Source organism: Sphingomonas caeni, from assembly GCF_026013415.1.
GTDB classification, from domain to species: Bacteria; Pseudomonadota; Alphaproteobacteria; order Sphingomonadales; family Sphingomonadaceae; genus Sphingomonas; species Sphingomonas caeni.
Genome location: NZ_JAPDOK010000002.1, coordinates 708,130 through 722,392, shown reverse-complemented (window position 1 = coordinate 722,392; position 14,263 = coordinate 708,130). Strand labels below are relative to the sequence as shown.

Genomic DNA, 14,263 nt, shown 5'->3' with positions numbered 1-14,263 from the left:
ACCTCGCATCCTGCGTATGATCGGCTATACCGTAACCGACAGCGGTGTCTGAGCATCGCGCGTAACGGGAGAGAGACGATGGTGAAGCTGCTCCGGATCCTGCTGATCCTCCTTCTCTTCCCCGCCGCCGCGAACGCCGGCCCCGCGCTCACCGCCGCCGATCTCCGCACCTCGCAGAGCCTCGACGGCGCGTGGCACTGGTCGGTCGATCCCTATCGCGATGGCCTTTCCGGCTTCCATGGTGGCGGGGTCGGTTCGAGCAGCAACCGCTATGCCGATATCGTCCAGGCCGATGTCGCGCGCGACAATCCGACCGCCTTGTTCGAGTTCGACATGCAGCGCTCGCCGGTTGCCTATCTCCCCGGCGCCTGGATCGGCCATTCCGCGGAGATGCGCTATTATAATGGCCTGGTCTGGTACCAGCGCACCTTCGAGGTGCCCGCGCTCCAGCCCGGCAAGCGCAGCTTCCTCCGTTTCGGCGCGGTCGATTATTCGGCCGCCGTCTATGTGAACGGCAAGCTGGCGGGCAAGCATCTCGGCGGCTTCACCCCCTTCGCGCTCGAAGTCACTGGCCTGCTCCGCGCGGGCACCAACCAGATCACCGTCGGCGTCGATTCCGAACGCCATGACGCCGATGTCCCGCCCCCCGTCACCGACTGGGAGAATTATGGCGGAATCACCCGCTCGGTCCTGCTGATCACCGTGAGCGAAACCTATGTCGATGACGGCTGGGTGCGCCTCGGTACCGACGGCAGGATCACCGCCGGCATCCGGCTCGATGGCGCGCACGCGAACGACGCCCCCGTCGCGCTCCGCATCCCCGCGCTCGGTCTTGTGCTCGAGGGCAAAACCGATGCGAACGGCCGCTGGACCGGCAGCATTGCCGCGCCGAGGAAGCTCGCCCGCTGGTCGCCCGAAAGCCCGACGCTCTACGATGTCAGTTTCGAAGGCGCGGGCGACACGATGAAGGACCGGGTCGGCTTCCGCACGATCGAAGTGAAGGGCGAGGACATCCTCCTCAACGGCAAGTCGATCTTCCTGCGCGGCATCTGCCTCCATGAGGAGGAACTCGGCGACAATCCCGTCCGCGCGATCACCCCCGCCGCCGCGCGCGCCCTGCTCACCGAGGTCCGCGACGGGCTCCACGGCAATTTCGTCCGCCTTGCCCATTATCCGCATTCGGAGGTGATGACGCGCATGGCCGACGAGCTCGGCCTGCTCGTGTGGAGCGAAGTGCCCGTCTATTGGCGCGTCAACTGGAGCAATCCGGACACGCTCGCCACCGCGCGCGCGATGGTCCGCGAGAGCATCACCCGCGACCGCAACCGCGCCTCGATCATCCTGTGGAGCGTCGCCAACGAGACCCCGGTCAACGACGCGCGCAACGCCTTTCTGCGCACCCTGATCGGCGATGTCCGCAGCCTCGACCCGAGCCGGCTCGTCACCGCCGCCCTGCTCGCGGGGCGCCAGGGCAATGTCCAGACGATCGACGATCCGCTCGCCGCCGATCTCGATGTGATGGCGGCGAACACCTATAACGGCTGGTACACGCCGGATCCGCTCGCCAGCGTCGCCGCGATCGAATGGCGCTCGCCGGTCAGGAAGCCGCTGATCTTCTCCGAATTCGGGGCGGACGCGCAGGCCGGCTATCACGACGATGCCGCCGCCCCGCACAAGTTCAGCGAGGAATTCCAGGCCGAATATTACCGCCAGACGCTGGCGATGGCGCGCCGCGTGCCGTTCCTGCGCGGGCTCGCCCCCTGGATCCTCAAGGACTTCCGCTCGCCGCGCCGCCAGCACCCGGTCTTCCAGCAGGGCTGGAACCGCAAGGGCCTGCTGTCGAACACCGGGCAGCGCAAAGCGGCCTTTTTCGTGCTGTCCGACGAATATGCGCGGCGGAGGGATGGGAGGTAGAAGGAGATTTCCCGCAAAGACGCAAAGAATAAAGAGGCACCTCTCCACCTTCCGCGAAGCGGCCAAGTCTCGGCTGCCGCCAGGATGAAGGCCTCGTCGACGCGAGGCGGTGCCGCAGGCGAAACCTCTTCGCGTCTTCGCGTCTTTGCGTGAACCACTCTCTTCTTCTCCCCCTAAGCCTGATAGGCTGACGCCAAAGGAGACCGCCGATGATCGTCACCACCACCGAAAACGTCCCCGGCCATACTGTCGTCCGCGTCGTCGGGCAGGTGTTCGGCATCGTCGTGCGCAGCCGCGGGATCGGGGGGAATATCACGGCTTCGCTCCGTTCGATCGTCGGCGGCGAGATTCCCGAATATACCCGCCTGGTCGAGGATACCCGCCGCCACGCGATCGACCGTCTCGTCGCCAATGCGCATGCGATGGGCGCCAATGCGGTGGTGATGATGCGCTTCGATTCGGGCGAGATCGCCCAGGCGATGAACGAAGTCGTGGCGTACGGCACCGCGGTGGTGCTCGATCCGGCGCCCTGATGCTGCGCAGCATCGTCCTGATCGCCGCCGGCATCATGCTGCTCTGCGCGCTGACGCTGGCGGGGCAGGATCCCGGCGCCTGGCCGATGGCGGCGATGGCGGCCCTGTTCGTCGCGGGGACCCTGTTCGAGCGCTTCCATTATCGCGGCAGCACTGAACTCGACGGCGACTGGCAGCCGACCTCCGAGCGCTTCATCGACGAGGAGAGCGGGCGTCCCGTCACCGTCTGGTTCAATCCGCGCACCGGCGCGCGGCGTTATGTGGATGCCGAAACCCCTTCTTAATGCAATTGCGAATTAGTCGCAAAGATAATCCGGAGCTGGCGACTTTCTGAGGTTGCGGCCTTGCGCCAATGCGCCTAAGCGACCCTCGTTTTCCGCGGTTCCGCGCCCTTAGTCGCGCCCATTATTGATCCGAAGGAGTTCCCATGGCCCGCAAGAAGATCGCGCTGATCGGCGCCGGCAATATCGGCGGCACGCTCGCCCATCTCGCTGCCCTCAAGGGCCTGGGCGACATCGTGCTGTTCGACGTGGTCGAGGGCGTGCCCCAGGGCAAGGCGCTCGATCTCAGCCAGTGCAGCCCGGTCGAAGGGTTCGACGCGACGATCACCGGTTCGAACGATTATGCCGATATCGCAGGCGCCGATGTGATCATCGTCACCGCCGGTGTCGCCCGCAAGCCGGGGATGAGCCGCGACGACCTGCTCGGCATCAATTTGAAGGTCATGAAGGCGGTCGGCGAGGGTATCGCCGCCCACGCCCCCGACGCCTTCGTGATCTGCATCACCAACCCGCTCGACGCGATGGTGTGGGCGCTGCGCGAATTCTCCGGCCTGCCCCACGCCAAGGTGATCGGCATGGCGGGCGTGCTCGATTCGTCGCGCTTCAGCCATTTCCTCGCCGAGGAGTTCAAGGTCTCGGTCAAGGACGTGACCAGCTTCGTGCTCGGCGGCCATGGCGACACGATGGTGCCGGTGATCGAATATTCGACCGTCAGCGGCATCCCGATCCCCGATCTCATCGCGATGGGCTTCTCGACCCAGGAGCGGATCGATGCGATCGTCCAGCGCACGCGTTCGGGTGGCGGCGAGATCGTGGCGCTGCTCAAGACCGGCTCGGCTTACTATGCCCCCGCCACGTCGGCGATCGCGATGGCCGAGGCCTATCTCTACGACCAGAAGCGCCTTCTCCCCGCCGCGGTCCATCTGACCGGCCAGTACGGCGTCGACAATCTCTATGTCGGCGTGCCGGTGATCATCGGCGCGGGCGGCGCGGAGAAGGTGGTCGAGATCAAGCTGGGCGACGAGGCCAAGGCCAACCTCCAGGTCTCGGTCGATGCGGTCAAGGAACTGCTGGTCGCCTGCAAGGCGATCGACGGCTCGCTGGCGTGATCCAACTCGTGCCCCTGCGAAGGCGGGGGCCCAAGCTTTGAAGGTGAAACGCGGCTGTGGAAGCTGCGGGTGATTGAAACGATGAATCCGGACTGGGACGATCTGTTCGAGTCCTTGTTTTAGGTCTGGGCTCCTGCCTTCGCAGGGGAACAAGAAGCGGAGAAGCAGGGGCCAATGAGCATCCTCGTCGACAAGAACACCAAGGTCATCACCCAGGGCATGACCGGTGAAACCGGCACGTTCCACACCCAGCAGGCGCTGGCGTACGGCACGCAGATGGTCGGCGGCGTCACGCCCGGCAAGGGCGGCACGACGCACATCGGGCTGCCGGTGTTCGATACCGTCGAAGAGGCCGTCGCCAGGACCGGCGCGACCGCTTCGGTGATCTACGTCCCGCCGCCCTTCGCCGCGGATTCGATCCTCGAGGCGATCGATGCCGAAGTGCCGCTGATCGTCACGATCACGGAGGGCATTCCGGTGCTCGACATGGTCAAGGTCAAGCGCGCACTCTCGGGCAGCAAGTCGCGGCTGATCGGCCCGAACTGCCCCGGCGTGCTCACCCCCGGCGAGTGCAAGATCGGCATCATGCCCGGCAGCATCTTCTCGAAGGGCTCGGTCGGCGTCGTGTCGCGCTCGGGCACGCTCACCTATGAGGCAGTGTTCCAGACCACCAATGCTGGCCTCGGCCAGACCACCGCGGTCGGCATCGGCGGCGATCCGGTCAACGGCACCAATTTCATCGACGTGCTCGAGCTGTTCCTCGCCGACGAGGCGACCAAGTCGATCATCATGATCGGCGAAATCGGCGGCGACGCCGAGGAGCAGGCCGCGCAGTTCCTGATCGACGAGGCCAGGCGCGGCCGCAAGAAGCCGATGGCGGGCTTCATCGCCGGCCGCACCGCGCCGCCGGGGCGCCGCATGGGCCATGCCGGCGCGATCGTCTCGGGCGGCAAGGGCGATGCCGAGAGCAAGATCGCGGCGATGGAGGCCGCGGGCATCCGCGTCGCCGCCAGCCCCTCCGAGCTCGGCTCGACGCTGGCCGAAGTGCTTAAGGGGTAATTAGTCAACGATTGCGCTCCTATATCCGGGGAAATGTGAGCGCTAACATCGGATGGATACCATCATGGGCTATGAGGGCCTGGACTTCGAGCAGATCGCGGGCGGCGTAAGCCCCGGTTTCGTCGAGACATTGTACCGCAACTACAAGAGCAACCCCGCCTCGGTGGAGGAGGGTTGGCGCAACTGGTTCGACGGTCTCGAAAGCGCCGTCTCGGGGCCGAGCTGGGCGCAGCCCAACTGGCCGCCCAAGGAGACCGACGCGCTCACCGCGGCGCTCGATCCGACCCAGATGGAGCCCGCGCCCAAGCCCGCCAAGGCTTCGGCCCCCGCGCCCGCAGCCGCTCCCGCCGCGTCGGCCGACGAGATCGCGCGCGCCGCGGGCGATTCGATCCGCGCGATGTTGCTGATCCGCACCTATCGCGTGCGCGGTCATCTCGCCGCGAACCTCGATCCCCTCGGCCTTTCCAAGCAGGAACTGCCCGAGGATTTGCGCACCGAATATCACGGCTTCGCCGACAGCGAAATCGACCGGCCCATCTATCTGGGCGGCGTGCTCGGCTTCCAGACCGCCACGATCCGCGAGATCGTCGATATCCTGCGCCGCAATTACTGCGGCAATGTCGGCCTCGAATATATGCACATCGCCGATGTCGAGGAGCGCCGCTTCCTCCAGGAGCGGATGGAGGGCAAGGACAAGGCGATCCAGTTCTCCGAGAACGGCAAGAAGGCGATCCTCTCCAAGGTGATCGAGGCCGAGCAGTGGGAGAAATTCCTCGGCCGCAAATATGTCGGCACCAAGCGTTTCGGGCTCGACGGCGGCGAGGCGATGATCCCCGCGCTCGAGGCGGTCATCAAATATGGCGGCCAGCTCGGCGTGCGCGAGATCGTCTATGGCATGGCGCATCGCGGCCGCTTGAACGTGCTCGCCAACGTGCTCGCCAAGCCCTTCCGCGTGATCTTCCACGAATTCGCCGGCGGCTCGGCCAATCCCGACGATATCGGCGGCTCGGGCGATGTGAAGTACCACCTCGGCACCAGCACCGACCGCGAATTCGACGGCATCAACGTCCATATGTCGCTGGTCGCCAACCCCTCGCATCTCGAAGCCGTCGATCCGGTCGTGCTCGGCAAGGTCCGCGCGCAGCAGGATTTCCGCGCCGATGCCGAGCATGAGCAGGTCCTGCCCGTGCTCCTCCATGGCGACGCGGCGTTCGCAGGCCAGGGCATCGTCTGGGAGTGCCTCGGCTTTTCGGGCATCCGCGGCTACAATACCGGCGGCTGCATCCACTTCATCATCAACAACCAGATCGGCTTCACCACCAGCCCGCAATTCGCACGCTCCTCGCCCTATCCGAGCGATGTGGCGAAGGGCGTTCAGGCACCGATCTTCCACGTCAATGGCGACGATCCCGAAGCGGTCACCTTCGCGTGCAAGATGGCGATCGAGTTCCGCCAGAAATTCCACCGCGACGTCGTGATCGACATGTGGTGCTACCGGCGGTTCGGCCATAACGAAGGCGACGAGCCGAGCTTCACCCAGCCGCTGATGTATGCGCGGATCAAACAGCATCCCCCGGTTAGCGAAGTCTATTCGCGCCGTCTGATCGATCAGGGCGTGATCGATGCGGGCTTTGTCGATGGGCATATCAAGGCCTTCACCGATCTGCTCGAAGGCGAGTTCACCGCCGGGGCCTCGTACCTGCCCAACAAGGCCGATTGGTTCGCGGGCCGCTGGTCGGGCCTCCACGCGCCGGTCGATGCCGAGGGCGCGCGGCGCAATACCGAGACCGGGATCGAGCCCAAGCTGTTCGACAGCCTTGGCCGCACGCTGACCGAAATTCCCGCCGGCCTCGAAATCCACAAGACCCTCGCCCGCGTGATCGACGCCAAGCGCGAGATGTTCAAATCGGGCGAGAATTTCGACTGGGCGACCGGCGAGGCGCTCGGCTTCGGTTCGCTGCTGTCGGAGGGCTATGGCGTCCGGCTCTCGGGCCAGGATTCGGGCCGCGGCACGTTCAGCCAGCGGCACGCCGTCTGGGTCGATCAGAGCGACGAGCATAAATATGTGCCGCTCGGCGAGATTCCGCACGGTCGCTTCGAAGTGCTCGATTCGCCGCTCTCCGAGTATGGCGTGCTCGGCTTCGAATATGGCTATGCCGGCGCCGACCCCAAGACGCTGGTGCTCTGGGAAGCCCAGTTCGGCGACTTCGCCAATGGCGCGCAGATCATGATCGACCAGTTCATCGCCGCGGGCGAGGCCAAGTGGCTGCGCGCCAACGGCCTCGTGATGCTGCTGCCGCATGGGTATGAGGGCCAGGGGCCCGAGCATAGCTCGGCGCGTCCCGAGCGCTTCCTCCAGCTCTGCGCGCAGGACAATATGCAGGTCGCCAACTGCACCACCCCGGCGAATTATTTCCACCTGCTCCGCCGCCAGATGCACCGCAATTTCCGCAAGCCCTTGGTGGTGATGACGCCGAAGTCGCTGCTGCGGCACAAGATGGCGGTCTCGAAGACGAGCGACTTCACCGGCGACACGCATTTCATGCGCCTGCTCTCCGACCCTTCGGCGCCCGCCGACAAGGATGTGAAGCGCCTCGTGCTCTGCACCGGCAAGGTTGCGTACGACCTGATCGAGGCGCGCGACGCCGCGGGCGACACGAACACCGCGATCGTCCGGGTCGAGCAGCTCTATCCCTTCCCGAGCGAGCCTTTGGTCAAGCGCCTCGCGCGGATGACCAACCTCGAAGAGGTCGTGTGGGCGCAGGAAGAGCCGAAGAACAACGGATACTGGTTCTTCGTCGAGCCCTTCATCGAGGAGTGTCTGGCCGAGGCCAGGGTCAAGCCGCAGCGCGCCCGCTATGCCGGCCGCGCCGCCGCCGCCTCGCCCGCCACGGGCCTGATGAAGCGCCACCAGACCGAACAGGCCGCGCTCGTCGCCGACGCGCTCGGCCACAGCGTCCGCAACGAAATCCGCAGAACCCGGAAAGGCTGATCTGCACATGACCGACGTCAAAGTCCCCACGCTGGGCGAATCGATCACTGAGGCCACGCTCGGCGAATGGCTGAAGAAGCCCGGCGAGCCAGTCGCGCTCGATGAGCCGATCGCCAGCCTCGAGACCGACAAGGTCTCGGTCGAGGTCAACGCCCCCGCCGCGGGCGTAATGGGCGCGCAGCTCGTCGCAGTCGGCGATACCGTCAATGTCGGCGCGGTGATCGCGTCGATCGAGGCCGGCGGTGCCGCCGCCGCACCAGCGCCCGCCGCCGAAGCCGCTCCGGCCCCCGCCGCCTCCGGCGAAGCGGCCGCACTCTCGCCCTCGGTGCGCCGCGCGATCCTCGAGCATCATGTCGATCCCGCCACCGTGCAGGGCACCGGCAAGGATGGCCGCATCACCAAGGAGGATGTGGTCGCCGCCGCCTCGGCCAAGCCCGTCGCACCCGCGGGACCGGCCCCCGCGCCCGCACCGGCTCCCGCGCCAGCCGCCGCATCTGCAGGCGGCCGCAAGGAGGAGCGCGTCCGCATGACGCGCCTGCGACAGACGATCGCCAGCCGCCTCAAGGAAGCGCAGAACACCGCCGCCTTGCTCACCACCTTCAACGATGTCGACATGACCGCCGTCATGGAGGCCCGCACCAAATACAAGGACCTGTTCGAGAAGAAGCACGGCGTCCGGCTCGGCTTCATGGGCTTCTTCGTGAAGGCCGCGGTGATGGCGCTCAAGGACATCCCCAGCGTCAATGCCAGCATCGAAGGCGACGAGATCGTCTATCACGACTATGCCGATATCTCGGTCGCGGTCAGCGCCCCCAACGGCCTCGTGGTTCCCGTGATCCGCGACGCGCAGGACCTGACCGTCGCCGGCATCGAGAAGACGATCGGCGACTTCGGCAAGCGCGCCAAGGACGGCACGCTCAAGATGGAGGAGATGAAGGGCGGCACCTTCACCATCTCCAATGGCGGCGTGTTCGGATCTTTGATGTCGACCCCGATCATCAACCCGCCGCAGAGCGCTGTGCTCGGCCTGCACCGCATCGAGGACCGCCCCGTGGTCCGCGACGGCCAGATCGTCATCCGCCCGATGATGTACCTCGCTCTGTCCTACGACCACCGCCTGATCGACGGCCGCGAGGCGGTGACGTTCCTTGTGGCGCTCAAGAACGCGATCGAGGATCCGACGCGGCTGCTGATCGACCTTTGAGGAGCTGAACCGTGCTCCGGCGAAGGCCGGAGCCCTGGAAGGAGCGCGATGAAATCAGGATGCGTCTATCTGATGGCGAACCATCGCCGCGGAGAGACCTATCTGGGGGTTACGAGCAACCTGCGCCACCGGACCTGGCAACATCGCAACGGCGTTGTTGAGGGACATTCTAAGGTCAAGGGTTGCAAGCTGCTCGTCTGGTACGAATATTTCGACAATCTGCAGGATGCGCGAGCCTGCGAGTATCGAATGAAGAAATGGCATCGCGCGTGGAAACTACGGCTCATCGAGGAGCGCAATCCCGAATGGCGTGATCTTTACGCCGAGATTTGCGCTTGAGGCCAACGCTCCGGCCTTCGCCGGAGCACGGAAGAAGGTTTGAAATGGCAGACGAATACGACTTCGACGTCCTCGTGATCGGTGCGGGCCCCGGCGGCTATGTGGCGGCAATCCGCGCCGCGCAGCTCGGGCTCAGGACCGCGTGTGCCGAGAGCCGCGAGACGCTGGGGGGCACCTGCCTCAATGTCGGCTGCATCCCGTCCAAGGCGATGCTCCATGCGTCCGAATATTATGACGCCGCCGCCAACGGCGCCTTCGCCAAGCTCGGGATCAAGGTCACCCCCGAGCTCGATCTCGATACGATGCACGGCCAGCGCAAGGATGCGGTCAAAGGGCTCACCGGTGGCATCGAATTCCTGTTCAAGAAGAACAAGATCGAATGGCTCAAGGGCCGCGCCGCCTTCACCGGCACCGACACGGTCGAGGTCGGCGGGCGGAGCGTCCGCGCCAAGAACATCGTCATCGCCACCGGCTCATCGGTTACCCCGCTCCCGGGCGTCGAGGTCGATAATGACAAGCAGATCGTCGTCGATTCGACCGGCGCGCTCGAACTCGCCAAGGTCCCCGGCCACCTCGTCGTGATCGGCGGCGGGGTGATCGGGCTCGAGCTGGGCTCGGTGTGGAAGCGCCTCGGCGCCAAGGTGACGGTCGTCGAATTTCTCGACCAGATCCTCCCCGGCATGGACGCCGAGGTCCGCAAGGAAGCCAACAAGATCTTCAAAAAACAGGGTCTGGAGTTCAAACTCTCGACCAAGGTCACCGGCGCCGCCGTGAGCGGCAACAAGGCCATACTCACGCTCGAGCCTGCCGCGGGCGGTGCCCCGGAGACGCTCGAAGCCGATGCCGTCCTCGTCTCAATCGGCCGCCGTCCGAACACCGACGGCCTCGCGCTCGACAAGGCCGGTCTCGCCACCAACCAACGCGGCCAGATCGAAACCGATCACAGCTTCAAGACGAGCGTCCCCGGAATCTGGGCGATCGGCGACGTCATCCCCGGCCCGATGCTCGCGCACAAGGCGGAGGATGAGGGCATCGCGGTCGCCGAGAATATCGCCGGCCTCACCGGCATCGTGAACCACGATGTGATCCCGAGCGTCGTCTATACCTTCCCCGAAATCGCCGGCGTCGGCCTGACCGAAGAGCAGGCCAAGGCGCGCGGCGAAGTGAAGGTCGGCAAGTTCCCGATGATGGCCAACAGCCGCGCCAAGACCAATCACGAAGGCGACGGCTTCGTGAAGATCGTCGCCGACGCCAGGACCGACCGCGTGCTCGGCGTGTGGATCATCGCCTCGGTCGCCGGCACGATGATCGCCCAGGCCGCACAGGCGATGGAGTTCGGCGCGACCTCGGAAGACATTGCGTACACCTGCCACGCCCACCCGACGCACAGCGAGGCGATCAAGGAAGCGGCGATGGCGGTAACGGGCAAGCCGATCCATATTTGATCCGAGCCGGCGACGAAATTAGCGCAGCTGATTTCGAGCGAACTAGGCTCGGACGGACGGCGGCACTACAGTGCCGACCGACGGCATGGGCTTTGCCCATGCCGCTGTGAAAGGACCTGCATGCGCCTGGCGCTCACCCTCGCTGCCCTCGCCGCCCTGCTCGCGCCCGCCACGGCGCAGGCGCAGAAGAACGGCAAGGCGCCGAACGGCGAAGAGCGCGTCATCTATGTCGCCGAAAGCGATCCCGCGATGAACGCCGCGATCGCCGAAGGACGCCGCACCCTCCCCGATTTCTTCCGGCACCTCGCCAATCCCGCGCCGGGCGAGCATGGCTTCCTGATCAAGTTCGACCTGCTGCCCGAGCCCGGCGGCGCCGAATTCATCTGGGCCGAAGTGATCTCGCATTCGTCCGGCGTCACCATCGCGCGCCTCGCCAATATCCCGGTCGATCCGCGCTTCAAGCTTGGCGAGAAGGTGAATGTCAGCGACGCCGACATTGTCGACTGGGGCTATTACAGCGGCGGCGTGATGCAGGGCAATTTCACCACGCGCGCCATGCTCCCGCGCTACTCGCGCGACGAAGCCGAGCAGGTGCGCCGCGCGTTCAACTGGTGATCGCAGCCGCCATATTCCATTTGATCTCCGGCATTATTTAGCCTCTTCTATCGCACAACGAGTCGATGCAGGGGGATGACATGGACAATCAGACGGCGGTGGACTCCTTTCTGGGCATGGGGGCGTTCTTCGACGCCGCGGCCAAGGCCAATCTGGGCGTGGTCATTGTCGGCGGACTGTTGGGCGGATTGCTCCAGCCCATCGTCGCCAAGCTCAATCCGCGCAGCGAAAGCCCCTCGCTCGGCGCCTATTGGCAGAGCCCGTTGCTGGGCGTCGCCGCGGCCGGCATCACCATCTATGTCCTCGCGCATACCGACACCAACGCCGCGATGCCGACGCTCTTCTTCTCGCTGCTGTGCGGCCTCGCCTTCCCCGCAGTGCTCACCTCGGCGGTCGACAATGTCGGCAAGCGCACCGACAATGTGCAGCGGGAGATTGCCGAGATCGCGAGCAACGCCAAGGCCGACGGGATCGAGGAGACCGTCAAGGCCGCGCGGAACCTCCGCACGGTGTTGTCGCAGAACCCGCCCGGATCGATGAAACCCGAGGCGCAGACCGTGATCGAGGCGTCGGCGGAGCAGGCGCTCAACAATATCGCCCAGACGCCCGCCGAAACCGCGACGCTCCAGCGCCAGGTGATCGAGGAGCTCAAGGACGTCGGCGCGGTCGCGCTCTCCGCCGGCTGGGAAAAGACCGCCCAAGCCGCCGCCGAGCAGCTCAAGAAGCTGAGCGAGACGGTCGATGACAAGACCGCCAAGGCCGCCGCCGAACATGGCGCCGAGCGGCTGTCCGAGGGCGGGGTCGGCTAGGAATCCTGCCCGGCTGGCGGGGACCGGCCCGCCTCCGTCACCGCCGCGGCGACGGTGCTGCGAAAGCGCGCGAGCGGCGGTCGGACTCCGTGCGCGAGCAAGAGCCGCCGGATAGGCCGCCGTGCGCCTGCGAAGAAGACCGCCGCGCCCGCGCGTTGCGCCCGGCGCGCGAACCCGGCCAGGCTCGCCGCCGCGCTCGAATCCAGAAGGGGGACCTCCGAGACATCGACCACATAGGCACGCGGGTGCGCGCCGATCCGGTCCAGCGCGGCGCCGACCGCGCCAGCCGCGCCGAAGAAGAACGCCCCCGAGATGCGATAGACGATCACCCCGCGATCGGCGGCAAGCGCCGCGTCATAGGGCGTCCGCGGCTCGTCGCGGTCGCTTCGGTCCTCGCCGACCAGCAATCCCGATCCATCGACCTCCACCGATTGCGCCATGCGGTGGAGGAACAGCAGCGCCCCGATGCCGAAACCGATCAATATGCCCTCGGTCAGGTCGCGGAACACCACCAGCAGGAAGGTGGTGAGCAGCACCACCGCGTCGCCGCGCGACGCGCGCAGCAGCATCGCGAATTCGTGCTTTTCGGCCATGTTCCACGCCACCACCGCCAGCACCCCCGCCAGCGCGGAGAGCGGGATGAAGCGCGCGAGCGGCGCCGCCAGCGCCATGAAGCCGAGCAGGAACAGCGAATGGAGCATCCCCGCCAACGGCCCGCGCGCGCCCGAGCGGACATTGGTCGCGGTCCGCGCGATCGTGCCGGTCACACAGATGCCGCCGAACAGCGCGGAGGCGATATTGGCCGCGCCCTGCGCGACCAGCTCGCAGTTCGACCGGTGCCGCCGGCCCGTCATGCTGTCGGCGACCACCGCCGACAACAGGCTCTCGATTCCGCCGAGCAGTGCGAATGAGAGCGCCGAAGGCAGGATCGCGCCGATGCGGTCGATCGAGATCGCGGGAAGATGCGGGGCGGGCAGCGCGCCCGGGATGCCGCCGAACCGCGATCCGATCGTCTCGACGGGCAGGCGCAACCACGCGGTCGCGGCTGCGGCCAGCGCTACCGCGATCAGCATTCCCGGCCAGCCGGGCCGCAACCGGCGAAGCCCCAGGATCATCGCGATCACCCCCGCGGCGACCGCCATCGCCGCGCCGTTGGCGCTCGGCAACGCCCCCGCCAACGCCGTCAGCTTGGGCAGGATCGGCCCCGGCTCGGGCCCCGCCAGCGCCAGCCCCAGCAGATCCTTGAGCTGGCTCGCCAGGATGATCACCGCGATTCCCGCCGTGAAGCCGACCGTCACGGGATAGGGGATATATTTGATGAAGGTGCCGAGCCCGAGGAAGCCGATCGCGATCAGGATCAATCCCGACAGGAGCGTCGCGAGCAGCAGCCCATCGACCCCGTGCTGCGCGACTGTCGCCGCAACCAGCACGATGAACGCCCCGGCCGGGCCGCCGATCTGGAAGCGGCTGCCGCCGAGCAGCGACACCACGAACCCGCCGACGATCGCCGCATAGAGCCCGCGCTCGGGCCCCACCCCCGATGCGATCGCGATCGCCATGGACAGCGGCAGCGCCACGATCGCCACGGTGAGCCCGGCGAGCGCATCGGCCTTGAAGTCGCCCAGCGCATAATGTTCGCGCAGGATGGTGACGAGCTTGGGCGTGAACAGCTCGCCGAAACCGGGCCGTGCCGCCCGGGCGGTCATCGCGGTCTCGGCTCCCTGAAGCGCACGCCGCGCCCGCCATCGGCGCTCGGCGCGCCATCGCCGATCAGCACCACGCCGCCGCGCTCGAACGCATCGATCACCTTGGTGAGCGTGTCGACCACGCCGCGGACATTGCCCTCGCTCGCCTCCATCCGCTGGATCGTCGGCAGCGAAACGCCCGACATCTCGGCCAGCTGCTTCTGGTCGATGCCGAGCAAGGCGCGCGCGGCGCGCATCTGAGCCGCGGTGATCATCGA

At 66.4% G+C, this 14,263-nt stretch carries 13 protein-coding genes; 11 read left to right on the top strand and 2 right to left on the bottom strand.

Going from position 1 to position 14,263, the window contains the following annotated elements:
* Nucleotides 1–78: 78 nt before the first annotated feature.
* The 11 genes from OF829_RS08235 to OF829_RS08185 all read left to right on the top strand — a co-directional run bounded on the left by OF829_RS08235 (nt 79) and on the right by OF829_RS08185 (nt 12,300).
* Nucleotides 79–1,914 (top strand): glycoside hydrolase family 2 protein, encoded by a 1,836-nt coding sequence (locus OF829_RS08235; protein WP_264939502.1) that lies wholly within the window; start codon nt 79–81, stop codon nt 1,912–1,914.
* 209 nt (nt 1,915–2,123) lie between these two features.
* Nucleotides 2,124–2,447 carry a heavy metal-binding domain-containing protein gene (locus OF829_RS08230; RefSeq protein WP_264939501.1) on the top strand — a complete coding sequence of 108 codons (324 nt, stop codon included), beginning with the start codon at nt 2,124–2,126 and terminating at the stop codon, nt 2,445–2,447.
* Nucleotides 2,447–2,731, top strand: coding sequence for a hypothetical protein (locus OF829_RS08225; RefSeq protein ID WP_264939500.1), 285 nt, complete (start codon nt 2,447–2,449; stop codon nt 2,729–2,731). Before OF829_RS08230 ends, OF829_RS08225 begins: the two co-directional genes overlap by 1 nt.
* A 143-nt stretch (nt 2,732–2,874) precedes the next feature.
* Nucleotides 2,875–3,837, top strand: a complete 963-nt coding sequence (gene mdh / locus OF829_RS08220) for a malate dehydrogenase (RefSeq protein WP_264939499.1) — start codon at nt 2,875–2,877, stop codon at nt 3,835–3,837.
* 174 nt (nt 3,838–4,011) lie between these two features.
* Complete coding sequence (gene sucD, locus OF829_RS08215; RefSeq protein ID WP_264939498.1) at nt 4,012–4,896, top strand: succinate--CoA ligase subunit alpha; 885 nt, start codon at nt 4,012–4,014, stop codon at nt 4,894–4,896.
* Nucleotides 4,897–4,960: 64 nt separating this feature from the next.
* The gene (locus tag OF829_RS08210; protein WP_264939497.1) at nt 4,961–7,888 is read left to right on the top strand and encodes a 2-oxoglutarate dehydrogenase E1 component; all 2,928 of its coding nucleotides are present in this window, start codon (nt 4,961–4,963) and stop codon (nt 7,886–7,888) included.
* A 7-nt stretch (nt 7,889–7,895) separates the two neighbouring features.
* Entirely contained in the window at nt 7,896–9,092 is a 1,197-nt protein-coding gene (gene odhB / locus OF829_RS08205) for a 2-oxoglutarate dehydrogenase complex dihydrolipoyllysine-residue succinyltransferase (protein ID WP_264939496.1), read from the top strand.
* Nucleotides 9,093–9,140: 48 nt separating this feature from the next.
* A complete protein-coding gene (locus OF829_RS08200) occupies nt 9,141–9,431 on the top strand; it encodes a GIY-YIG nuclease family protein (RefSeq protein WP_264939495.1) in 291 nt (96 codons plus the stop codon).
* A 44-nt stretch (nt 9,432–9,475) separates the two neighbouring features.
* A complete protein-coding gene (gene lpdA / locus OF829_RS08195; RefSeq protein WP_264939494.1) occupies nt 9,476–10,876 on the top strand; it encodes a dihydrolipoyl dehydrogenase in 1,401 nt (466 codons plus the stop codon).
* Between the two features lie 120 nt (nt 10,877–10,996).
* Nucleotides 10,997–11,491 (top strand): DUF2314 domain-containing protein, encoded by a 495-nt coding sequence (locus tag OF829_RS08190; protein ID WP_264939493.1) that lies wholly within the window; start codon nt 10,997–10,999, stop codon nt 11,489–11,491.
* A gap of 80 nt (nt 11,492–11,571) precedes the next feature.
* Nucleotides 11,572–12,300: a hypothetical protein gene (locus OF829_RS08185; protein ID WP_264939492.1), complete on the top strand. Its 729-nt coding sequence runs from the start codon at nt 11,572–11,574 to the stop codon at nt 12,298–12,300.
* Here the strand turns inward: OF829_RS08185 and OF829_RS08180 are convergent.
* Nucleotides 12,297–14,006 (bottom strand): SulP family inorganic anion transporter, encoded by a 1,710-nt coding sequence (locus OF829_RS08180; RefSeq protein ID WP_264939491.1) that lies wholly within the window; start codon nt 14,004–14,006, stop codon nt 12,297–12,299. The genes OF829_RS08185 and OF829_RS08180 overlap by 4 nt on opposite strands.
* The gene (locus tag OF829_RS08175) at nt 14,003–14,260 is read right to left on the bottom strand and encodes a helix-turn-helix domain-containing protein (RefSeq protein ID WP_264939490.1); all 258 of its coding nucleotides are present in this window, start codon (nt 14,258–14,260) and stop codon (nt 14,003–14,005) included. Before OF829_RS08175 ends, OF829_RS08180 begins: the two co-directional genes overlap by 4 nt.
* Between the last annotated feature and the right edge of the window lie 3 nt (nt 14,261–14,263).

Coding starts and splice junctions, on each gene's coding strand:
- OF829_RS08235 (WP_264939502.1), top strand. CDS start 79: ATGGTGAAGCTGCTCCGGATCCTGCTGATCCTCCTTCTCTTCCCCGCC.
- OF829_RS08230 (WP_264939501.1), top strand. CDS start 2,124: ATGATCGTCACCACCACCGAAAACGTCCCCGGCCATACTGTCGTCCGC.
- OF829_RS08225 (WP_264939500.1), top strand. CDS start 2,447: ATGCTGCGCAGCATCGTCCTGATCGCCGCCGGCATCATGCTGCTCTGC.
- mdh (WP_264939499.1), top strand. CDS start 2,875: ATGGCCCGCAAGAAGATCGCGCTGATCGGCGCCGGCAATATCGGCGGC.
- sucD (WP_264939498.1), top strand. CDS start 4,012: ATGAGCATCCTCGTCGACAAGAACACCAAGGTCATCACCCAGGGCATG.
- OF829_RS08210 (WP_264939497.1), top strand. CDS start 4,961: ATGGGCTATGAGGGCCTGGACTTCGAGCAGATCGCGGGCGGCGTAAGC.
- odhB (WP_264939496.1), top strand. CDS start 7,896: ATGACCGACGTCAAAGTCCCCACGCTGGGCGAATCGATCACTGAGGCC.
- OF829_RS08200 (WP_264939495.1), top strand. CDS start 9,141: ATGAAATCAGGATGCGTCTATCTGATGGCGAACCATCGCCGCGGAGAG.
- lpdA (WP_264939494.1), top strand. CDS start 9,476: ATGGCAGACGAATACGACTTCGACGTCCTCGTGATCGGTGCGGGCCCC.
- OF829_RS08190 (WP_264939493.1), top strand. CDS start 10,997: ATGCGCCTGGCGCTCACCCTCGCTGCCCTCGCCGCCCTGCTCGCGCCC.
- OF829_RS08185 (WP_264939492.1), top strand. CDS start 11,572: ATGGACAATCAGACGGCGGTGGACTCCTTTCTGGGCATGGGGGCGTTC.
- OF829_RS08180 (WP_264939491.1), bottom strand. CDS start 14,006: ATGACCGCCCGGGCGGCACGGCCCGGTTTCGGCGAGCTGTTCACGCCC.
- OF829_RS08175 (WP_264939490.1), bottom strand. CDS start 14,260: ATGATCACCGCGGCTCAGATGCGCGCCGCGCGCGCCTTGCTCGGCATC.